This is a genomic window from Natronococcus sp. CG52 (assembly GCF_023913515.1).
Taxonomy (GTDB): Archaea; Halobacteriota; Halobacteria; order Halobacteriales; family Natrialbaceae; genus Natronococcus; species Natronococcus zhouii.
Genome location: NZ_CP099391.1, coordinates 1,816,798 through 1,837,052, shown reverse-complemented (window position 1 = coordinate 1,837,052; position 20,255 = coordinate 1,816,798). Strand labels below are relative to the sequence as shown.

The following is a 20,255-nucleotide window of genomic DNA, read 5'->3' as shown; positions in this document are numbered from 1 at the left end:
CTGAACGTTATTCGTCGCGATCGCCGCGGTGCCAGACGTTCGTCACCGACTCACCCTCTGGCGGCGTGTGGTTCACATCTTTCATCGTTTGTACGGTATCCTTTACCATGGTACCGTGCTTACTACCGCTCGTACATACCCGTTTTGGTTGCTGAATAATTACAATATAATGTGTTTATATCACTCGGGGCTGGAACTGGTCGACAACGCGATAGGTCGGAGCAGCAGAGAGGACTCGCAGCGTCGCTGCGCCACTCAGGAAGATTCGACGTGGATCTCGCCGTCAGCCGTAACGGTAACGGTGCAGTCATTGTACTCGAACGTTACCGAACCGCCGGTTCGAAGTCCGTTCGATCGCGGTTCGAACAGGCGCTCGAGTGCGTCGGCGTTGATCGCGTAGTGAAGGGGTTCGAGTTCCGTCACGTCCGTCCCGCTGTGCGTTGCAACGGCATCAGCGATCGTCACGCTGAGCGGCTCGTCGCCGAGTCGGTCGTACTGTACTGTGTAGCAGTCCTCTACCGATGAGGAACGTTGTCGCGGCGTCATCTCTGTCATTAGTAGTACACACCCCCAGTTCGGTCGGTGGGAAGACAGTACCCCGTTCTCGGTTTGCCGTAAAGAAGCTGGTCGTTAACTGTATAATAGCCTCGCTGAGAAGGGGTTAATCAATTAACCGTCAGTCGTCATCCCTTCGAACAGGGCCCTGAAAACCTTCTGTTCGACGGCCCGCACGTGTTTGTGAAATGCTGGCGGGGAGATGTTCAGCGAGCCAGCGATCTCTTCGCCCGTCGTCTGCCGTGGCCACTCGAAGAACCCGCCGTGGTAGGCCGTCCGAACGACCTCCTGCTGTCTCGTCGTGAGACGCTCGAGCATCGCGTTTCGCGCGGGAGCGTCGAGCGCCGAAACGCCGCTCGAAGCCCGCTCGCGGCGGGCGACCATCGATACCGAGAGCCCGCGGCGGTTGATATCCGAGAGGACTTCGCGAATCTCGACGCCGTCCGGAACGTGGATGATCGCCCGGTTCAGGCCCTCCTCGCTGACGAACTCCCGCAACGTGCCGCCGTGGTCGTTGACGATCTTCCCCAGGAACGGACCGGTAAGCCGAAACTGTACCAGCGTCTGACTCTCCGTTTCGGCGATCACCACCACGTCGTCGATCCCCTCGAGACTCGCGTCGATTCCGGAGTCGGCGATCGGCGGTTCGACGGCGACGAACACGAGCGCCGATCCGTCGGCCTGCAGCGTCGCGCCCTCGAACGAGATACGACCCTCGAGATGGTCGGCGAATCGGCACAGCGTGGAGTCGGTCGTGAGTTCGAGTTCGACCTCGGTGACGCCCGCGTCGAGGAGCGCGTTCTTTCGCTTGACCGCGTCGATCGTGTACGCGATGGTTTCACCGAGGTCGGCGAGCATCGACCGGAACGCCTCACAGAAGGCGTTCCGGTCGTCGCCGTAGATCGAAAGCACGCCGTAGAGATAGCCATCGTAGACGAGCGGTACGGTGTACACCGACTGGAAACTCCTGGAGAGCGCGTCGGTCCGCCACGCGCCGTCGTGAACGCTGGTGGCGACGTTCTCGACGTGGATCGGTCGCCGGGAGCGAACCGCTCGACCGGTCGGCTCGGCGGCGGAGTCGTCGACGGTGGTCGCGGTGACCGCGTCGAGATAGCCGCGCTCGAGACCGGCGTGTACTCGCGGTTGGATCTGGCTCCCGCTCGGATCCGGTTCGCCGATCCAGGCGAACGAGCACGCATCGGTATCGGCGAGTCGATCACAGATACCCTGTTCGATCGCCGTTCGTGAATCGGACAGCAACAGGTGCTCCTCGATCCGCTGTCTGATCTCGTTCGCGCGGTTCAGCCGCTCGAGGTGGTGGTTCTGTCGTTTCAGTTCCTGCTCGCGATCGTGGAGCCGCCGGGTCTGACCGATTCGGTCCAGCGCCGCTTCCGCCGTCGCGGCGAACAGCTCCGCCAGCTCGAGGATGTCGTCGTCGTACTGTCGCTCGGCCGTCGAGAGCGCCACCAGTACGCCGTATTCGCCGAGCGGGACGCAGAGTCCGCTTCGGACGGCCACCCCCTCGATCTGACACGGTTCGAACTCACCGACATCGTCGAAGACGGACAGTGATCCCGCGACGAACGTCTCCCACGCCACGCTGCCATTCGGGCCGAGTCGCGGGGGAGGGCCGATCTCCGACTCGAGGGCGGACGAGTACGCGAACGGAATCAGCTCGTTGTGTCGCTTGTCGAACCGGAAGACGATGCCGTCGAGGTCGAGGACGTCGTCGGCCATGTCGATGATGTACTCGGCGGCTTCCCGCTTCGAGTCGACGGTGAGCAGGTGGGTTGTCGCCTCGTGGAGGGCGTTTAGCGCGTCCTGATACTGGACGCGTTCGGTGATGTCGACGGCGATGCCGATTACTCGGTCGACCTCGCCGTCGTCCGTGACCGGCTGGTACCACGACTCGAACACCCGGTCGAGAACCCGTCGCTGACTGTGGACGGGGGTCCCTTCGAGAGCCGCCCTCGCGTCGGCGCAGATTTCGGGGTACTCCTCGAAGCGTTCGAAGAACGGCTCGCCGACGACCTCGCTCGGCTCGAAGCCGATGTTCTCGAGTCCGCGTCCGTCCGAGAGCGTGATCGTTCCCTCGTCGTCGATGACGTAGTGAATGACGGGCGCGTTTTCGACCAGCACCTGCAGCCGTTCCGTTCGCTCGGTCAGTTCCTGCTTTCGCTCGACCCGCTCGGTGATGTCGCGGAAGTACACCGACAGGCCGGTCTCGGACGGGTACGCGTGGATCTCCATCCAGATGTCGAGCGACTTCGAGTACCGCTCCCACGAGACGGATTCCTGCTGTTCTATCGCCCGGCCGAACCGATCGAACAGATTCGATCGGAACCCGTGGGGAAACATCTCCCGAACGTCCTTTCCGAGCAGTTCCTCACGCGAGTAGCCGAGGAGCGTCTCGGCTCGGTTGTTGACGTACGTGAATCGCCACTCCGGATCGAGCGCGTAGAACGCGTCGGTCACCCGCTCGAGCGACTCGCTCAGTTCGCGCTCGAGACTGTGATACTTCGTAACGTCTCGAATCGAACCGATGACGCCGCCGACGATGGGGTCTTCCAGGAAGTTGGTGAGAACGACGTCGTGAACCCTCCAGGATTCGTCACCGCTGGGATAGCGGTAGGTGACGGTTCTGCTCGCACCCGACGAATCGGTACAGACGGCCTCGAACGTTTCGACGACGCCGTCCCTGTCGTCGGGGTGAATCCTGTCGAGAACGCGCTCCCCGAGCAACTCGTTCGCTTCGAGTCCCGCGACGCGCTCGGCTGAGGGGCTAACGTACGTCATCCGACCCGACTCCTCGAAGACGACCAGTAAATCCGACGAGCGCTCGATCAGCGATCGGTACCACGATTCGCGCCGCTCGAGGGCCGGCTTCGTCGACGAACTTCGGACGGCCTGCTGGAGTCGGTGCTCGAGTAGCGTCGAGTCTTCACACGCCGTTTTCTCGATGACGTCGGCTACACCGTCGGCGAGAAGTTCGTCGACGTCGGCGTTCGTTACGTCGTCGACAGCGTAGACGACCGGACAGCGGTCCCCGACCGTCGAGCAGACCGCTCGTTCGTCGGTGAGCACGCAATCCGTTGACTCGGGCCGCCCGTCGCCGAGACCGTGAACGCGGTCCTCGACCGTGACGGTACCGTCGTGTTCCTCGAGCACCGTCGTGGCGCTCCGGGTCCAGGACGACGACCCGACGACGAGAACGCGAATCGGCGTTGTTTCGGGGGGCTCGAGTTCGGAACCCATACCGTCGTTGCGTACGGTGTGCGTAAAAAGTTCGCGACGGTTCAGGCGGTAACCCGGGACAGCGGTATCCGAGATCGTTCCGGGGAACGGCTCAGTAACCGATTGCGGAGCCGTCCTTTCGCGGTTCGGTCGCGCCGGACAGCGTCTCACCCCGTCGGCGGACGGCCTGTGCACCGCCGAACATCACCGGCGGGAGGACGCCCACGTCGTGGCCCTTCCGCGCCAGCTTCGCCGCGTTCGGCAGTCGCTCCTCGACGCCAAGGCTACCGTCCTCGCGGTAGCGCCAGCGCGGTGCGTCGAGCGCTTCCTGCAGGTCCATCCCGTAGTCGACGATGTTCGAGAGCACCTGGACGTGGCCCTGGGGCTGCATGTAGCCGCCCATGACGCCGAACGCCAGCCAGTCGTCCTCGTCGAGTTTCGCGACGGCGGGGACCAGCGTGTGGAACGGCCGCTTCTCGGGCTCGAGACTGTTCGGATGGTCGGGATCGAGCGAGAACGAGGCGCCCCGGTTCTGGAGCGCGATGCCGGTGTCGCCCGCGACGAGTCCGCTGCCGAAGCCGGCGAACCGGGAGTTGATGTAGGAGACGATGTTCCCCTCCTCGTCGCCGACCGTCAGGAGGACGGTGTCGGCGTCCTCGGCCGCCTTCGTCGGAACGCCGACCTCGGGGTCCTGGATCGGCGAGTCGCCGATCGCCGCGGCGCGCTCGCGGGCGTACTCCTTCGAGGCCAGCGGCGGGATCTGCTCGTACTCGGGGTCGGTGACGTAGTGGTGGCCGTCGACGAACGCGAGTTTCATCGCCTCGGTGAAGGCGTGGACCCGCTCCGGCGAGTCGTACTCGTGCTCGCCCGCGCCGATTTCCTCGGCGATGTTCAGCGCCTCGAGGGCGAGCAGGCCCTGGTTGTTCGGCGGCAGTTCGTACACCTCGGTCCCGTTGTAGCTCGTGCTGACGGGGTCGACGAACTCGGGTTCGAAGTCGGCGAGGTCTTCGCGGGTCAGAAAGCCGCCCGCGGACTGGATCTCCTCGACGATCGCGTCCGCGATCTCGCCCTCGTAAAAGGCGTCGGCGCCCTCGTCGGCGATTTTCTGCATCGATTCACCGAGTCGCGGCAGCGTCACGGTCTCGCCGATCTCCGGACTCTCGCCGTCGAAGAGGTACGCCTCGCGGGCGTGTTCGTCGGTGAAGAGGTCCTCGGCACCCTGCCAGTAGTGGGCGATTACCGGCGAGACTGGGTAGCCCTCGGTGGCGTAGTGGATCGCCGGCTCGAGCGCGTCCGAAAGCGAGAGTTCTCCGAGTTCCTCGACCGTGGCCTCCCAGCCGCGGGCCGTCCCGGGGACGGTCACCGCGTGGGGGCCGAGGAAGGGCATCTCGAGGGCGTCGCCACTCGCATCGCCGTCGACGGCGTAGCCGCGCGACTCGGGGTAATACTGCGAGACGTCGTCGGCCTCCTCGAGCGCGCCCTTCACGTTCTCGATCGTCGCGTTCGCGGGGGCGCCGCCGCAGGAGCGCATCGCGCCAACCTCGCCGTCAGCGGTCCGATAGAGCGCGAAGACGTCGCCGCCGATCCCGGTCGAGGTCGGCTCGACGACGTTGAGCGCGGCCGCGGTCGCGACCGCCGCGTCGAAGGCGTTCCCGCCGGCTTCGAGGATTGATACCCCGGCCTGCGCCGCGAGCGGCTGGCTCGTCGCGACCATGCCGCGATTTGCGTACGCTGTCGAGCGTCTCGAGTCGAATCGGTCCAGATCGACGGAAGTGTCCATCGATCGTGTACGAGTCGTCGGCGATAAAAACGCTGGTGGCTTCGGGTCCCGTTTCGCTACACGATCGTCACGGGGACGGACGCGCGCTTCGCGACGGCTCTGGAGACGCTCCCGAGCAACGCGCGGCTCGTAACGGCTCGATCGCGGGTGCCAACGACGAGGCGATCGATGTCGTGGTCGGCGGCGTAATCGACGATCGTCTCGGCCGGCGTTCCGTCCTCGAGTGCCGTCCGAACCTCCCGTCCGCGGTCTGCGGCGAGCTCCGTCGCCTCCTCGAGCAGTTCCGCGCCGTGCTCGCGGTTGGCCAGTTCGAACTCCTCGTACTGTTCGGCCGACCCGCCCGTGGCGTCCGCGTAGATGTTGGGATGCGTCGGGTCGAACACGTGTAACGCGGTGATTCTCGACTCTGGATACTCCTCGAGTGCGTACTCGAACGCCGATCTCGAGGCTTCGGAGTCGTCTATCGCGACGAGAACGTGCCGGCTCATACCGACCGTTCGACGCGCTGTTGCAAGACGGTCCGCCTTCCACGTGAAAGCACCCCACGAATCGGGCGCAGCTACTCGACCGACAGCGGTTCGTGTTCGGCACGGTAGCCGTTCTCGTCTGCGATCGGCTCGACGCCCGCGACCTCTCGAAACCGGATCTCGCGTTCCATCTTCGTCACGACGGGCGTCTCGTAGTGGACGGCGTCGTACGAGAGTTCCTTCCCCGCCTCCTGTCGGTCGGCGACGAACTCGCGGTGGCGCTCGAGGCGCGTGCGGCCGACCGAGCGCGAGAGAGCGGGAACGTCCGCGATTCGGTCCGCGAAGACCTTCCGGAACGCCGGCTCGAGTTCGTAGCCGATCGAGTTCCGGCCGGCGCACATCGCCGCCACCGAGGTCGTTCCGGTCCCCCAGAAGGGGTCGAGGACGGTGTCTCCGTACGCCGAGTACATACAGCACAGCCGGTAGGGGATCTCGAGGGGGTAGGCGGCCGACCGCTCCCGCAGCTCCCCGTGACCGCCGTCGAGCGCCTGTAACTCCCCGCGAACCTCGGTCCAGACGTCGGAGAACCAGCGGTTGCGTTCTTCCCAGAAGTAGGCGGCCTCGTACCGCCGGTCGGCGCCCGGCTCGAACGACCGGCTGTCGCCCCCCTTCCGGAAGACCAGCACGTACTCGTGCTCGAGCGTGACGTAGGCGTTCGGCGGAATCATCCCGCTGCCCATGAACTTGGCCGCGCTGTTGGCCGGCTTCCGCCAGAGCACGTCGGGGAGGGGGTCGAAACCGCGGGACTCGAAGGCCTCGAGCACGCGGGCGTGGTTGGGGTAGACGCGAAAACTCCCGTCGACCGACCGGGTCGCGTCACCCACGTTGATGCAGGCGATCCCGCCGTCGACGAGGACGCGCTCGAGTTCGTCCCAGACGCGCTCGAGCTGGGCGTGCATCGCTTCGAAGGCCGTGCGACCGTCGCCGGACTCGAGCGCGTCGCCGATAGCGGGGTCGAGCTCCGCGAAGAGCTCGTCCCACATCTCGATCATCGGGTACGGCGGGGACGTGACGACGAGTTCGACGGATTCGTCGGCTACCTGCGAGAGTTCGCGGGCGTCGCCGACGACGACGCGGTGGGTCGTCTCCATTGGGTGCACAGTGTCGGCGTCGCCCCCTTAGCTCCTTCGTCAAGGGACTCGGCGTCACGATACACCGGGACGAACCCCCTCGAGCGCACGTCTTTGCCTCGAGGCGTCGAAAACCAGCCGTCAGTCTACTCTTCGGTGTCGTCGTCCGTCTCGGCTTCGAGTTCCTCGCCCTCCTCGTCGTCTTCCGTCTCGTCCTCGTCGAGATCGGTCGCCGGCTCGAACTCCTCGATCGGTTCCCACTCCTCGTCCTCGCCGCTCGCGAACCGACGGCGGAGGACCGCGATACCCGCGAGGGCCCCGAGAACGAGAAGAAGCCGCGGGAGACGGCCCGAGGAGGACTCCGGCTCCTCGGCTTCGGCTTCCGCGTCCTCGGTTTCCTCCGAATCGTTCGTGATGTCTTCGATGATTTCGGGCTCCTGGACGTCCTCGAGCGACGTGTCCTCGAATTCGGGAGACTCCCGTCCAACGAGGTAGCCGACGGCAGCGCCCAGACCGAACAGCGCTCCCGCCATCGGAAGACCGCCCGATCCGCCGGTACCGCCGCCCTCGGACTCCTCGACGGCCTCGAGGATCGAGTCCCGCATGGAGGAGTCCAGTCCTTGTTCGACCAGTTCCTTTACGACGAGTTCCGACAGTGTCTGCTCCTGTTCAGTGTCGGCCATAGTCGGGTCGTCCACATCCCCACACATAGGTTTATCCAATGTTTCTCGAAACCCGTTCGGAAATCAGGAATTAAACGAGTTTCAACCATTATTTGGGCGGAATAAGCAATCGCTACCGACTGCGGACGACAGCAGAACCACCCTCAGTCGAGCGGAAGACGGTGGACGCTGCTCTGACACGAGACGACCTCGAGTCGAGTGAGAAGGAATTACATAACGAAACGGGTAGCCCGCGAACGACCGTGTATGAGCGTCATCCGGCAACCGGGCGTTCTCGGTCGGACGACACGCCGGCGCGTCGTCGGAGTGACCGCGGCGTTCTCGGCTGCCGCGGTCGAAACGGTCACCGTCGGGCTCTGGTTCTGGCTCGTCGTCGGATCGCGGACCACGTCGACGGCGCTCGTCGCGCTCGGAGTGCTGTTCTGCGGCTCGCTCCTGCGGACGAGCATCTTCGGCGCGACGGTCGGCGAACTCGAGACGGCCCTCGAACCGCGTCGGCTCGGCGCCGCGCTCGCGCTCACGACCGGCTGGCTCGTCTGGCTGTTCCTCGCCGAGCGGATCGACGGTGAGGTCGGCGTGCTCGTCGCGACCGTCGCGCTGGGTGCGGGCCTTGTCCTCCAGTTCTCGCTCGAACAGCGCGTCTTCCGGCCCTGGTCGACCGACCGTGAGCTGCTGGCGTCGGTCGTCCCGGGTGCGCTGCTGGCCGCCGGCGCGGTAGTGTTGCTCTCGTCGGCCTGGTTCGTCGACTGGGCGATCGTCACGCCGCCGCTGTCGCTCGGCATCACGACGCTCGTGATCCGAATCGAGACGATTCAGCTGGCCGTTCTCGCCTTCGGGCTCTTCGCGGTCGTCGCACACCAGCGCCGGTTCCAGCGCGTTCTCGGCGGCTAACGCGCGCTACTTGCCCTCGGCGCCGACGTTGCGGTCGCTCTCGAAGGAGTCCGGCTCCGGTTCGATCGTCGCGTACTGGACGACTCGACGGCCGAGCGTGGCGGCGCGCTCCTCGAGTTTCGAATCGACGAACGAGCCGTCCTCGAAGGCGGCGCTCGAACGGGGAACCGCCGCCTCGTGGGGCACCTGCTCTACGGGACGCTCCTCGGCGCGCTGTTCGCGGTGTTCGTCGACATCGAACCGGACGCAAACCGGACGGACGCGCCGTTCGACGACGCGAGGAGTCCGCGTAGGAAAGTGACGACTATCGCTCGAGTCGGGCGACGGGTTCCGCGTCCGTCTCGTCGAGCTCGACCAGTCCGTCGTCCGAGAGGTCGGAGAGGAGTCCCTCGAGCCACTCGCGACCGTACGCTCCGTCCGGAGCGTAGTCGACCCGGATGCGGTGGCCCAGCGCGTCGAGTTCGAGTTCGTCGTACTCCCGGAGCGTCCCGATCACGCGCCCGCGGAACTGCCGACGACTCCCCTCGAAGCTCGGCTGCGTCGGCACGTCGGGGGCGGTGAAGTCGCCGCTGGCGTAGGCGCCACACCACTCGCGCCAGGGACAGCCGACCTCGTCGCAGCGAGGCGTCTGCTGGCAGGCGACGCCGCCGAGTTCCATGATCGCGTTGTTCCAGACCCGCGATCGGTCGTCGGGCATGAGTTCGTTCGCAGCCTCTTCGAAGGCCGCGTCGTCGTCCGGGACGTCGAAGGCGCGGTAACAGACGCGTTTGACGTTGGTATCGACGACGGCGTTGCCGTTGTTGAACGCGAAACTCGCCACCGCGTTGGCGGTGTAGGGACCGACGCCCATCAGCTCCTGGAGCTCGTCGGGTGTCTCCGGAAACTCACCGTCGTACTCGTTCTCGACCTGCTTCGCAGCCTCGTGGAGATACTTCGCCCGGTTGTTATAGCCGAGGCTGTGACCCGTCCAGAAGCCGACCACGTCCGCCCGGTCGGCGGCGGCCAGATCGGCGGTCGTCGGCCAGCGCTCGAGGAACTCCTCCCAGGCGTCGACGACTCGGTCGAGCTGGGTCTGCTGGCTCATCACCTCGCTGACGAGAATCGCGTACGGATCGTCCGTTTCGCGCCAGGGAAAGGATCGACGGTCGTCCTCGTACCACGCGATCAGCGACTCGCGAACGGCCTCGAGATCGTCCGGAAGCGACCACGCGTCGACGTCGGCGTCACTCATCGCCCCAGCTAGCGAGCGTGCCGTCTTACGTTTACTGGATCGCGTCACCGGCTCGAGGACGACCGACGCGTGCCGGGACGAGCACGAAAGGCCTATCTGCCGGGCTCGAGTCCGCCCTCGTATGAGTCTCGACGACCTCAACGACGAAGTACGGGAATCGTACGCCGACTTCGGCGACGAGCTAGCGCTCTCTCTCGACCGGGAGACTCGCAACGAACTCGCGCTGCTCGAAGCGGCGCTCGAGCCCGAGGAGACGGACGAACTCGTCCGCCGGGCGATCCACATGCTCTTCCAGACGACCGTCGACACCGGGAAGCTGGACTTTCAGCTCCGCTCGAGCTACGACGTCACCTACGACGAGTACCTCTCGGGAATGACGTTCGAGGAGATGACCGGTGCCGACCAGTATCCGAGTATGGACGACGAACGCCGCTACCAGTTCTGAGACGGGCCGGGGCTCGATCGGGTCACGGCTGGTCGTCCATCACGGCCGGCAGCGTAAGCGAGAACGTCGAGCCCTCGCCGGGCTCGGAGTCGACCCAGATCTCGCCGCCGTGGCGCTCGACAATCCGCTGACAGAGCGCGAGTCCGATGCCGGTCCCCTCGTGCTCGTCGATCGTGTGGAGCCGTTCGAACACCTCGAAGATGACCGCGGTCTCGTCCTCCGGAATCCCGATACCTCGGTCGCTGACGGAAACGACCCACATCTCGCCCGCTCGTTCGGCCGAAACCTCGATCGTCGGCGGCTCGTCGCCGCTGTACTCGATCGCGTTGTCGAACAGGTTCTGGAACAGCTGCCGGAGCTGACTGGGATCGCCCTCGACGCGGGGCAAGTCTGCCGCCGTAAGCGTCGCGTCGCTCTCGTCGAACTGGAGCTGTAGATCGGTTCGAACGGCGTCGACGACGTCGTTCAACGCGACCGGTTCGAGCGGCTGTCCCCGCGTTTCGATGCGGGAGTACGTGAGCAGGCCGTCGATCATCTCTCGCATCCGGTCGGCGCCGTCGACGGCGAACGCGAGGAACTCCTCGCCGTCCTCGTCGAGCGCGTCGCCGTAGCGGTCCTCGATGAGGCGGAGGTAGCTCGAGACCATCCGTAACGGCTCCTGAAGGTCGTGTGAGGTCGCATACGCGAAGTGTTCCAGTCGCTCGTTCGAACTCTCGAGCCGTTCGTTGGAGCGTTCGAGCCGCTCGTTCGCCCGTTCGAGGCGGTCGTTCGTTTCCTCGAGTTTCTGGTGGTACTCCCTGCGCTCGGTGATATCGGCGAACGTAAAGACCGCGCCGCTACTCCCGCCGTCGTCCCACAGCGGCGTCCCGCTCAGCGACAGCCACACCCGCTCGCCGTCCGCTCGCAGTAACCCGATCTCGAGGTCGTGAATCGTCTCGCCGTCGGCAAGGACACGCTGCGTCGGAATCTCGTCCGCCGAAAACGACTCGCCGCCGGGCTTTACGGGATCGAAACCGGCTGTTCCGCCGATAAGTTTCTCGAGGTCTTTCCCCGAGTAGCCCGTGATCTCCTCGGTGCGTTCGTTGACTCGCTCGAACGAGCCGTCGGGACCGACGGTGATGATCCCGGTCGGACTGGTTTCGACGATCCGGTTCGTGAGGTCTCGTTCCTCCCGCAATCGTCGCTCGTGTGCTTTTCGATCGGTGATGTCGCGGAGAATACCCGTGAAGAACCGTCCGCCCTCGTACTCGACCTCGCTGAACGAGATCGCCAGCGGAATCTCCGAGCCGTCTGCGTGGCGACCCGGAAGTTCGACGTACTCCCACTCGAGCGTCCGCGCCCCGGTTTCGAGGTACTGCCCGAGTCCTCGTCGATGCCCGTTCACGAGCCGTTCCGGCATGAGCGTCGTCAGCGACTCGCCGACGAGTTCGTTCCGGTCGTAGCCGAAGACGTCTTCGACCGCCGGGTTCACCGACTGGATCGTGCTCTCCTCGTCGATCGTCAGGACGACGTCCTGTGCGGCCTCAGTCAACGACCGGTACTGCTCGAGTTTTTGCTCGCGTTCCTTCCGTGCGGTGATATCGCGGAAGTAGACCGAGATGCCCGATTCGGACGGGTACAGGTTCGCTTCGACCCAGAAATCCAGCGGCTCGAAGTACAGCTCGTAGCTGGTCGGCTCCTGCGTCTCCATCGCCGCGTTGAAACTGTCCCACACTTCCTCCTCGGTCGCTGCCTCCGGAAAGACGTTCCAGAGCCGTTCACCCAGGAGTTCCGCCTCGGAGTGTTGAAGCAACTCCTCGGCACGTTCGTTGACGTGCGTAAACCGGAACTCGTCGTCGAGTGCGTAGAAGGCGTCCGTGACCCGGTCTATCATCTCCTCGAACTCGTTCTCGAGGCGCTTTTGCTCGGTGACGTCCGTGATCGCGAAGACGCCGCCGATGAGGCTTCCGTCGGATCGCAACGGTGCGCCGTCGATCGAGAGCCAGATCCGCGTCCCGTCGGGTCGGTGTGCGCCGACTTCCATATTGGTGGTCGACTCGCCGGCCTCGAAGACGCGATCGAACGGGTGATCGCCGGCCGGCAGGCTGGTTCCGTCCGTATCGATGAGTCCCCAGCGCGGATCGTCGTGAGTGAAATCGGCGATCTCCTCCCGGCTCCGTCCGAGGATCTCCGCTGCGCGTTCGTTCGCGAACTGCATCTTTCCGTCCGTATCGACGACCGTGATCCCAACCGGGCTTCGTTCGAGGAACTGCTCCTTGAGAGACCACTCACCGTCGAGCCGGCGGTCCGAACCGTTGGTCTCGAACGCGGTAGTCAGGACGTTCGCGATCGTCCGAAGGACCGCGGTATCGGCCTCGTCGAACGCCTGGGGCCTGACACCGTGTGCCTCGAGGACCCCCCACGGTTCGCCGTCCGGACCGATCGGAACGCAGAGACTACTGCTGGCGTCGTGCTCGAGGAGCCGATCCGGAGGGTCGAACCGATCGTCGGCCTGCAGATCGTCGACGACGACCGGCTCCTCGTGTTGCAACGCGTACCCGAGGAGCGACCCGTCCGGATCGGTCGTGATCGTCGTCGGTGTCTGTTCGTCGGTCCAGCCGTCGGCCTCTCGACAGACGGCACGATCACCGTGTGGCAGCCGCTCGAAAAAGCGACAGGCGTCCGCATCGACCGCAGTGCGGACGGCGTCCGAAACGTCCGCCAGTAACTCATCGGGGTCGTCCGTATCGAGTACCCGCTGACTGAGGTCGGCGACGACCTCCTGCTGGCTCACGCGCTTGCGGAGTTCAGCTTCAACTCGAGACGAACTCATTCACGAACCGTTCGTAGTTGTGACTGATAAGCATTCGGTCATTCCGGATACCGTCCATCCGAACGAGCGATCGAGGCTGCTGTCGGGTGAATCGGTACGTCGGTGTGAGGGGCAGCGTGGTCGAACGGAGACCGAACGGAGACCGAACGGAATCCGGGATCCGCGGGCCTTCAGTCGTCGATCAGCGCCGCACTCGAGAGCTCTTCGTCGATGTCGGCGTCGGCCATTTTCTCGATCAGGGCGTCGATGACGTCCTCGCGTTTACCCTTGACGAACTTGATCGAGCCGACGACGAGGTGGCCGCCGCCGGAGACGCCGCCGCCCGGGAACTCCTCTTCGAGTTCCGAGACCATCTGCGGGATGTCCAGTCGGACGCCGTCACTGCGCAGGACGGCGAAGTCGGGACCGTAGCCGACCGTGATCACCGGGTCGCCGGTCTCCTCGATCTTGCGATCGTGGATCTCGCCGGTGGTCTTGCCGGGCGCGGGGTAGGTAAAGCGGTGGGCGTAGTTCTCGACGTCGATCCGGTAGAGGTGCGCGTCGTTGTCCAGTTCCTCGCGTTCGACGTGGGGCATGGCGGCGTCGAGCTGCTCGTCGACCTCCTCGCGGGCCCGATCCGCGAAGAAGGAGACGAGTTCGCGGTGGCGCTCCTCCTCGCTGCCGTCGACCTGGAGCAGGTCCTGGATCAGCTGGTCGCCCGAGTTGTAGCGCAGCCAGAAGGCGGCGTAGTCGAGCGCCTCGCTCAGGTCCTGCAGGCGTTCCTCGTCGTACCCCTCCTCGGCGGCGAGTTCGAGGTAGTCGTCCATCGCGTCGGCCTTCGAGCGGTCCGAGAGGCCGGCGACGGCGGGGACGTGGCGGAGTTCGTCGGTCAGATCGGGATAGATCATCCGGGCGAGTTCGACACAGCACATCCCCGTCGTGATCCGGTAGTCCTCGTCGTGCAGGTAGGGGTTGACGTGCGCGTCGAGCAGTTCACCTACCGCATCGGGGTCGGGGTGGTGGTGATCGACGGCGACGATCGGGATGTCGTAGTGGGCCAGCGTCTCGTAGGCCGGAACGTCCTCGGCCGTCGAGCCGTTGTCGAGCATCAACAGGAGCGGAAGCTGCTGGCCGTGCTTCTCGCGGTCCTCGAGCGCGAAGTTGAGGTCCCGCGTGGCGTCTTCCATCTCGTAGAACGGCGCCTTCGCCGGAAGACGCTTGATGAGGTGACGCGGGGCGTCCTCGTCCTCGTGGACGTCGGCGATGAATCGCTCGAGCGCGATCTGGACGGGAACGGCGGCGCACATCCCGTCGCCGTCGGCGTGGTGGCGAACGCGGATCGGGCGCCCCTCGAGGACCGTCCGACGGAGCAGCTTCGCGACCTCCTTCAGGTTCGGTCGGAGTTTCTCGAAGGCGGGCCAGTCGATCAGCGGTTCGACGTCGTGGGGCTCGGCGCGCTCCTCGAGGGCGTTCTCGAGTCGCTCGCGGGCCTCCTCGGCGTCCTCGCCATCGAGCGTCGACAGTCCGTCGACCTCGATCTGGACGGATCCCTCGCGGTGTTCCGGCGTTCCGGTGACGCGAACGACGTCACCGACCTCGACGGCGGGGAAGGCGCGGACGCCGGCTTCCTCGAAAGCCGCACAGGGGACGACGCCCTGCTCGTCGGCCACGTGGAAGATCGTCGGTCCGGCGGTCTGTTTGACCTGAACGACCTCTCCCTCGAGGTGGATCTGGTCGCCGACGTTGGCCTCGAGGCGATCGGTGCCGGTCAGCGAGTAGTCGTGGGAGACGGACTCGAGCGTGTAGTCCTCGACGTCGACGGGATCGAACGCCATGTCGCCGTTGTCGCGGACCGCCTCGAGTTCGACGACGAGTTCGTCGCCGACGGCGTAGGTACCTTCGAGAACCGATTCGTGGACGAGACCGGAGACGGAATCGGAGAGGTCGACGAAGACGCCGTAGTCGACGATACCGTTAATTTCGGCGAGATACGGCCGGTTCTGTTCGACGTCGGTTTCGGTACAGTCCGAAGCGAGATCGTATACGACGGAATCCCCGTCGTCTTCGCCGGATTCTCCGGCGGGCTCAACAGTCATCTTTGCACGTAGTTTGGGATGGGCGCCTATAACCCTTGTTAAGAAGGAGTGGTAGAACAGTCTCGGGGGGGGTCGCCTTTCGGAACGTTTAGCAACCGCAAGCCCGGATGGGGAGATATGGGGCTGTTCGACGCGCTGTTTCGCTCGGGCGAGATTCTCGGGATCGCCGAGGAGACGCTCGAGTTCGCTCTCGAGTCCTCGGAGGCGTCCCACCCGAACGAGTACATGGGATTTCTCCGGGGGACCGAGACCGACAAGCTGGGACTCGATCGGGACGGACTCGTCATCACGGACGTGCTCGTCGTTCCGGGAACCGAGGCCAACAGCGTCAGCGCGACCGTCAAGACGAGCCAGATTCCGAACGACGTGAAGGCGCTCGGCAGCGTTCACTCGCACCCGAACGGCGTGATCAGTCCGAGCAGTGCGGACCTCGAGACGTTCGGTCGCGGGAGCGTCCACGTCATCATCGGCGCTCCCTACCGGCGAAACGACTGGAAGGCCTTCGACTCGCAGGGGCGGCCGACGAACCTGAACGTGATCGACGTCGATCTTCCCGAGACCGACGACTTCTTCGACTTTACGCAGGCCGACATCGACGAGGAACTGCGACGATGAGGCGACGGACTCCCCTCGAGGCGCGAGACCGGTACCGACGGCCGCTGACGCCGAACACGAACGCATGGACCAGAACGGCAAAGAGGACTCGAGCATGACACGGACGGTTATCGCACAGGGGACCTTCGACATCCTCCACCCGGGACACGTCCACTACCTCGAGGAGGCGGCGGCGATGGGTGACGAACTGTACGTTATCGTCGCGCGCAGGTCGAACGTCGATCACAAGGAGGATCCGATCTGTTCTGCGACACAGCGGCGTGACGTCGTCGCCGCGCTCGAGGCCGTCGACGAAGCGGTGCTCGGTCACGAGGAGGACATCTTCGTGCCGATCGAGGAGATCGGTCCCGACGTGATCGCACTCGGCCACGACCAGCACCACGACGCGGACGCGATCCGGGGGGCACTCGAGCACCGCGGGATCGACTGCGACGTTCGGCGCGCGAGCGGACGCGAACCGGCGAGCGACGACGAACTTCTGTCGACGCGGCTGATCATCGACCGCATTCTCGAGCGTCGCGGCTAGCGAGGGAGCCCGCAGCGGCGTCGCCACCGCTGGGCGAACGCTCGTCCTGTTCTGACGGGCGGTATCTCCGGCCGGCAACACAGGTAGCGGCAACGGTTGCATTTTCTACGGGAGCTAACCCTTTCGAGAGAACGGAGACTGTCGTCAGTTCGCCTGTCAAACTCGTGGTCGGTTCGATCCGAGTCAATTTTTGCTTCTTCCGACGGCCAACACCCAAAATTCGCCGGGTAGAGAGGCTGAAACCCGCAGGCTTTTGAACAGCCAGTTCGGAGTCGTCGGGTATGCAGACAAATCCAACTCGCAGGCGGGTTCTTGCAGGAGGCGCGACTGCCGGAATCGTTGCCGTTGCCGGTTGCTCCGACGAGGCGAGCGACGACGAGACGAGCGACGACGAGACGAGCGACGACAGTGAAAACGGAGACGACGATCAGGAAGACGGTCAGTACGAGATCTGGGCGCTCGATCAGGGAACCGACACCGTCCACCTCTACGAACCCGGCGAGGGCGACGACGAGTTCGACCAGACGCGGTCGATCGAGCTAAACGAACTCGAGGGCGTCCCCGAGGAGGGCGTCGTCCCGCACATGATCGACTTCAGCTCGGACTACGAGTACGCCGCTATCGCCTGTACCGCCGGCGAGCGCGTTCTCGTCTTCCGGACCGAGGACTGCGAACTCGTCGGTAACGTCGAAACCGGTCCCGGCTCCCACATGGCCATCTTCTCGCCGGACGACGAGTACATCCACGTCGACGTCATCGCCGAGGAGACGATCGCTCGCGTCGAGGCCGACCTCGAGAACGAGGAGTTCGAGCAGGTCGACGAGCTCGTCCTCCCCGACGACGAAACCGTCCAAGAGGCGGGCATCGAGTCCGCGAGTCCGATCTGTCACCAGTTCGATCACCAGGGTCGTTCGATCCACACGCTCGGTCCGAGCTACCACGACGCCGGCGTCGTCATCGTCGACCACGACGAGTTCGAGGTCGAACTGGCCTACTCCGGCGAGGAGATCCCGACGAACTGTGGGACGATGCCCCACTATGAGGACGAGAAGTTCTACCTCACCGCCGGCCTTCCCTCGGACCCCGACGAGGGCGAAGACGGCGTCGGCGAGTACTACGTCTACGACACCGAGGCGGACGAGGTCGTCGTCGACGGTGAGTCCACCGAGGGCGTCGACGCGCACGGCTTCTGGTTTACCCCCGACGGCGAGGAGCTGTGGGTCCTGAATCGCGAGACCAACGACGGCGCCGTCGTCGATCCCGAGACCGACGAGGTCATCGAGGAGATCGACGCCTACGGCGAGCACCAGTCCGACGAATCCGACGAGCGCGACGCGCCAGACATCATGTGGTCCTCGCCGGATGGCGAGTACATGTTCGTCACCCTGCGTGGCCCCGCGCCGCTGTCGGGCGACCCGCACGCTGCGACCGGCGTCACGCCCGGCTTTTCGGTGCTCGACGTCGAGAGCCGAGAGATCGTCGCAACCGTCGAGCCCGACCCGATCGACGAGTACGACGACGAAGAGATTCAGGCCGCACAGAACGATGAGGAAGACGCACCCGCGATTCCGGACTTCCACGGACTGGGCGTCCGACCGACCGGCGACGTCGACTCCGAGATTCCGAACTCGCCGCCGTTCTAACGCGGGCCGCTGTGCCGGCGAGAACGGGCGGAACCGGTCGAGTTAATTTTTGATGACGGCAGGCGGTGGCAGGTGCAGCGAGTCGACCGTATGACCGGTTTCGACGAAGTGTTCGATCGCCTGCTTCGAGACCTCCTCTTCCGTGTAGCCGTCGGCCGTACTCCGCTGCCAGTCACACTCGAGGCAGTACTTACACATTGCTCGTGCTCGTATACGAGTCAGTGACCAGCTACGGAAAACCCGTTGCAAGCCAGCGAAAGCCGAAGCGGAGACAGTTGTATAACGAAGATAATTAAAAACGGCGGATGGCGAACGACCGCGCCGGCCATTCGCAGGGCGACGGCTCTACTCCCGTTTGACGCCGGGATTGGTTACCGCGCCGTTCGACGCCGAGTCGAAGTCCCGCGCGAACTTCGCGAGGACGCCCGCGTCGTAGGCCGGTTCCGGTCGCGTCCACTCCTCGCGGCGGGCGGCGAGTTCCTCGTCGCTCGCGTCGACAGCGAGGGTTCGCTCGGGGATGTCGACAGTGATCTCGTCGCCGTCCTCGAGTAAGCCGATCGGACCGCCGACGGACGCCTCGGGCGCGACGTGTCCGATCATCGGGCCGCGAGTGGCGCCCGAGAAGCGGCCGTCGGTGATCAGCGCGACGTCGTCCTCGTGGCCGGCGCCGACGACCGCGGCGGTCACACCGAGCATCTCGCGCATGCCCGGTCCGCCGCGGGGACCCTCGTTACGGATCACGATCACGTCGCCGCTCTCGACGTCGCCCTCCTGGACGTATCGCATGGCGCCTTCCTCGTCCTCGAAGATTCGCGCCGGACCCCGGTGGTGGAACTCGTCGTCACCGGTGACCTTGAGCACCGCACCATCGGGTGCGAGATTACCCGTCAGGATCTTGATCGCACCCTCCTCTTCCTTCGGGTCGTCGACGGGGTAGAGGAAGTCGACCTCGATTTCGTCGTCGGTCGGCACGTCGAGGACTTCGAGTTCCTCCTCGACGGTTCGGCCCGTCACGGTCATCGCGTCGCCGTGGAACAGGTCGGCCTCGAGCAGCCGCCGGATTACCACGGGAACGCCGCCGAGTTCGTGGAGGTCGTTCATCACGCTGTCGCCGCCGGGCTGGAGATCGGCGATCTTCGGCGTCCGTCGCGAAATTTCGTCGAAGTCCTCGATCTCGAGGTCGACGCCGGCCTCGCGGGCGAGCGCCAGAAGGTGGAGGACGCCGTTGGTCGAACCGCCGATGGCCGTCTGAAGGGCGATGGCGTTCTCGAAGGACTCTCGAGAGAGGATGTCGGAGGGACGGCGATCCTCCTCGACGACCTCGACGGCGAGTTCGCCCGCGCGTCGGGCGACCTCGTACCGTTCCTCGTCCTCGGCCGGCGGCGACGCGCTGCCGAGCGGGGCGAGCCCGAGCGCCTCCGAGATCGAGGCCATCGTGTTCGCGGTGAACATGCCGCCGCAGGATCCGGCACCGGGGCAGGCGTGGCGTTCCAGGTCGTCCAGTTCCTCGGCGTCCATCTCGCCGGTGGCGTAGGCGCCGACGCCCTCGAAGACCTGGACGATGGTGACGTCCCGGCCCTCGTGCTCGCCGGGCATGATCGACCCGCCGTAGAGGAAGACCGAGGGGAGATCCGTGCGGATCGCGGCCATCATCATCCCGGGGAGGTTCTTGTCACAGCCCGCCACGGTGACGAGACCGTCCATGCGCTCGCCGAAACTGACGAGTTCGACGCTGTCCGCGATGAGTTCCCGGGAGATCAGCGACGCCTTCATCCCTTCCGTTCCCATCGAGATTGCGTCAGAGATCGTGATCGTCCCGAACTCGATCGGCATCCCGTCGGCGTCGTCGACACCCTCGAGCGCCGACGCCGCCACGTCGTCGAGGTGGACGTTACACGGCGTGATGTCCGCGGCGGGGTTCGGGACGCCGATCATCGGCGATCCCAGGTCCTCGTCGTCGAATCCCATCGCCCGAAACATCGCCCGGTGGGGGGCGCGGTCGGCCCCTTCGGTCACGTCTCGGCTCTGCAACCGCTCGTCCTTTCCGTGGTCGAACTGATCCTCGCTGCTCATGGTCGGTTCTCGCATCGAGGGGCCATAAGTCACCCCTTCTTCTCAATCGTTGCTGGCAGCGAGCCCGATCCCGCCGGTCGTTCGGTCGGGGAGAG

General features: G+C 65.2%; 16 protein-coding genes and 1 pseudogene. 5 read left to right on the top strand and 12 right to left on the bottom strand.

Features of this window, described 5'->3' with window-relative positions:
* Nucleotides 1-255: 255 nt before the first annotated feature.
* The 6 genes from NED97_RS09300 to NED97_RS09275 all read right to left on the bottom strand — a co-directional run bounded on the left by NED97_RS09300 (nucleotide 256) and on the right by NED97_RS09275 (nucleotide 7,849).
* Nucleotides 256-555 carry a HalOD1 output domain-containing protein gene (locus tag NED97_RS09300; protein ID WP_252490413.1) on the bottom strand — a complete coding sequence of 100 codons (300 nt, stop codon included), beginning with the start codon at nucleotides 553-555 and terminating at the stop codon, nucleotides 256-258.
* Between the two features lie 114 nt (nucleotides 556-669).
* Nucleotides 670-3,810, bottom strand: coding sequence for a PAS domain S-box protein (locus tag NED97_RS09295; RefSeq protein ID WP_252490412.1), 3,141 nt, complete (start codon nucleotides 3,808-3,810; stop codon nucleotides 670-672).
* A 91-nt stretch (nucleotides 3,811-3,901) separates the two neighbouring features.
* The gene (ggt, locus tag NED97_RS09290) at nucleotides 3,902-5,569 is read right to left on the bottom strand and encodes a gamma-glutamyltransferase (RefSeq protein ID WP_252490411.1); all 1,668 of its coding nucleotides are present in this window, start codon (nucleotides 5,567-5,569) and stop codon (nucleotides 3,902-3,904) included.
* A 56-nt stretch (nucleotides 5,570-5,625) separates the two neighbouring features.
* On the bottom strand, nucleotides 5,626-6,057 hold the full coding sequence (locus NED97_RS09285) for a universal stress protein (protein WP_252490410.1): 432 nt from the start codon (nucleotides 6,055-6,057) through the stop codon (nucleotides 5,626-5,628).
* Nucleotides 6,058-6,128: 71 nt separating this feature from the next.
* Complete coding sequence (locus NED97_RS09280) at nucleotides 6,129-7,187, bottom strand: DNA-methyltransferase (RefSeq protein WP_252490409.1); 1,059 nt, start codon at nucleotides 7,185-7,187, stop codon at nucleotides 6,129-6,131.
* 125 nt (nucleotides 7,188-7,312) lie between these two features.
* On the bottom strand, nucleotides 7,313-7,849 hold the full coding sequence (locus NED97_RS09275; protein ID WP_252490408.1) for a hypothetical protein: 537 nt from the start codon (nucleotides 7,847-7,849) through the stop codon (nucleotides 7,313-7,315).
* A 246-nt stretch (nucleotides 7,850-8,095) separates the two neighbouring features.
* Here NED97_RS09275 and NED97_RS09270 point away from each other — a divergent pair, with 246 nt between their 5' ends.
* The gene (locus tag NED97_RS09270) at nucleotides 8,096-8,740 is read left to right on the top strand and encodes a hypothetical protein (protein ID WP_252490407.1); all 645 of its coding nucleotides are present in this window, start codon (nucleotides 8,096-8,098) and stop codon (nucleotides 8,738-8,740) included.
* A 6-nt stretch (nucleotides 8,741-8,746) separates the two neighbouring features.
* Here NED97_RS09270 and NED97_RS09265 read toward each other — a convergent pair.
* Together NED97_RS09265 and NED97_RS09260 are read right to left on the bottom strand one after the other, a co-directional pair.
* A pseudogene (locus NED97_RS09265) lies at nucleotides 8,747-8,926 on the bottom strand (FMN reductase); the annotation flags it as partial.
* 118 nt (nucleotides 8,927-9,044) lie between these two features.
* Nucleotides 9,045-9,971, bottom strand: a complete 927-nt coding sequence (locus tag NED97_RS09260) for an HhH-GPD family protein (protein WP_252490406.1) — start codon at nucleotides 9,969-9,971, stop codon at nucleotides 9,045-9,047.
* A gap of 121 nt (nucleotides 9,972-10,092) precedes the next feature.
* Here NED97_RS09260 and NED97_RS09255 point away from each other — a divergent pair, with 121 nt between their 5' ends.
* Nucleotides 10,093-10,416: a hypothetical protein gene (locus tag NED97_RS09255; protein WP_252490405.1), complete on the top strand. Its 324-nt coding sequence runs from the start codon at nucleotides 10,093-10,095 to the stop codon at nucleotides 10,414-10,416.
* A 22-nt stretch (nucleotides 10,417-10,438) separates the two neighbouring features.
* Here the strand turns inward: NED97_RS09255 and NED97_RS09250 are convergent, their stop codons facing one another.
* Entirely contained in the window at nucleotides 10,439-13,228 is a 2,790-nt protein-coding gene (locus tag NED97_RS09250) for a PAS domain S-box protein (protein ID WP_252490404.1), read from the bottom strand.
* 170 nt (nucleotides 13,229-13,398) lie between these two features.
* Nucleotides 13,399-15,303: a DHH family phosphoesterase gene (locus tag NED97_RS09245; protein ID WP_252490403.1), complete on the bottom strand. Its 1,905-nt coding sequence runs from the start codon at nucleotides 15,301-15,303 to the stop codon at nucleotides 13,399-13,401.
* A gap of 117 nt (nucleotides 15,304-15,420) precedes the next feature.
* Between NED97_RS09245 and NED97_RS09240 the strand changes: the two genes are divergently transcribed.
* The 3 genes from NED97_RS09240 to NED97_RS09230 all read left to right on the top strand — a co-directional run bounded on the left by NED97_RS09240 (nucleotide 15,421) and on the right by NED97_RS09230 (nucleotide 18,087).
* Nucleotides 15,421-15,918, top strand: a complete 498-nt coding sequence (locus tag NED97_RS09240) for a Mov34/MPN/PAD-1 family protein (protein ID WP_252490402.1) — start codon at nucleotides 15,421-15,423, stop codon at nucleotides 15,916-15,918.
* Between the two features lie 94 nt (nucleotides 15,919-16,012).
* The gene (locus NED97_RS09235) at nucleotides 16,013-16,444 is read left to right on the top strand and encodes an FAD synthase (protein ID WP_252490401.1); all 432 of its coding nucleotides are present in this window, start codon (nucleotides 16,013-16,015) and stop codon (nucleotides 16,442-16,444) included.
* Between the two features lie 281 nt (nucleotides 16,445-16,725).
* The gene (locus tag NED97_RS09230; protein ID WP_252490400.1) at nucleotides 16,726-18,087 is read left to right on the top strand and encodes a YncE family protein; all 1,362 of its coding nucleotides are present in this window, start codon (nucleotides 16,726-16,728) and stop codon (nucleotides 18,085-18,087) included.
* A gap of 42 nt (nucleotides 18,088-18,129) precedes the next feature.
* On the opposite strand, the gene NED97_RS09225 is transcribed toward NED97_RS09230, so the two are convergent.
* Together NED97_RS09225 and ilvD are read right to left on the bottom strand one after the other, a co-directional pair.
* Nucleotides 18,130-18,285: a hypothetical protein gene (locus tag NED97_RS09225; RefSeq protein WP_252490399.1), complete on the bottom strand. Its 156-nt coding sequence runs from the start codon at nucleotides 18,283-18,285 to the stop codon at nucleotides 18,130-18,132.
* A gap of 147 nt (nucleotides 18,286-18,432) precedes the next feature.
* A complete protein-coding gene (gene ilvD / locus NED97_RS09220; RefSeq protein WP_252490398.1) occupies nucleotides 18,433-20,160 on the bottom strand; it encodes a dihydroxy-acid dehydratase in 1,728 nt (575 codons plus the stop codon).
* Between the last annotated feature and the right edge of the window lie 95 nt (nucleotides 20,161-20,255).

What these genes read in the sequence shown, in the direction of transcription:
- NED97_RS09270 (WP_252490407.1), top strand. Translation starts at nt 8,096, where the DNA reads ATGAGCGTCATCCGGCAACCGGGCGTTCTCGGTCGGACGACACGCCGG.
- NED97_RS09260 (WP_252490406.1), bottom strand. Translation starts at nt 9,971, where the DNA reads ATGAGTGACGCCGACGTCGACGCGTGGTCGCTTCCGGACGATCTCGAG.
- ggt (WP_252490411.1), bottom strand. Translation starts at nt 5,569, where the DNA reads ATGGACACTTCCGTCGATCTGGACCGATTCGACTCGAGACGCTCGACA.
- NED97_RS09250 (WP_252490404.1), bottom strand. Translation starts at nt 13,228, where the DNA reads ATGAGTTCGTCTCGAGTTGAAGCTGAACTCCGCAAGCGCGTGAGCCAG.
- NED97_RS09275 (WP_252490408.1), bottom strand. Translation starts at nt 7,849, where the DNA reads ATGGCCGACACTGAACAGGAGCAGACACTGTCGGAACTCGTCGTAAAG.
- NED97_RS09240 (WP_252490402.1), top strand. Translation starts at nt 15,421, where the DNA reads ATGGGGCTGTTCGACGCGCTGTTTCGCTCGGGCGAGATTCTCGGGATC.
- NED97_RS09245 (WP_252490403.1), bottom strand. Translation starts at nt 15,303, where the DNA reads ATGACTGTTGAGCCCGCCGGAGAATCCGGCGAAGACGACGGGGATTCC.
- NED97_RS09295 (WP_252490412.1), bottom strand. Translation starts at nt 3,810, where the DNA reads ATGGGTTCCGAACTCGAGCCCCCCGAAACAACGCCGATTCGCGTTCTC.
- NED97_RS09235 (WP_252490401.1), top strand. Translation starts at nt 16,013, where the DNA reads ATGACACGGACGGTTATCGCACAGGGGACCTTCGACATCCTCCACCCG.
- NED97_RS09230 (WP_252490400.1), top strand. Translation starts at nt 16,726, where the DNA reads ATGCAGACAAATCCAACTCGCAGGCGGGTTCTTGCAGGAGGCGCGACT.
- NED97_RS09225 (WP_252490399.1), bottom strand. Translation starts at nt 18,285, where the DNA reads ATGTGTAAGTACTGCCTCGAGTGTGACTGGCAGCGGAGTACGGCCGAC.
- NED97_RS09285 (WP_252490410.1), bottom strand. Translation starts at nt 6,057, where the DNA reads ATGAGCCGGCACGTTCTCGTCGCGATAGACGACTCCGAAGCCTCGAGA.
- NED97_RS09300 (WP_252490413.1), bottom strand. Translation starts at nt 555, where the DNA reads ATGACAGAGATGACGCCGCGACAACGTTCCTCATCGGTAGAGGACTGC.
- NED97_RS09255 (WP_252490405.1), top strand. Translation starts at nt 10,093, where the DNA reads ATGAGTCTCGACGACCTCAACGACGAAGTACGGGAATCGTACGCCGAC.
- ilvD (WP_252490398.1), bottom strand. Translation starts at nt 20,160, where the DNA reads ATGAGCAGCGAGGATCAGTTCGACCACGGAAAGGACGAGCGGTTGCAG.
- NED97_RS09280 (WP_252490409.1), bottom strand. Translation starts at nt 7,187, where the DNA reads ATGGAGACGACCCACCGCGTCGTCGTCGGCGACGCCCGCGAACTCTCG.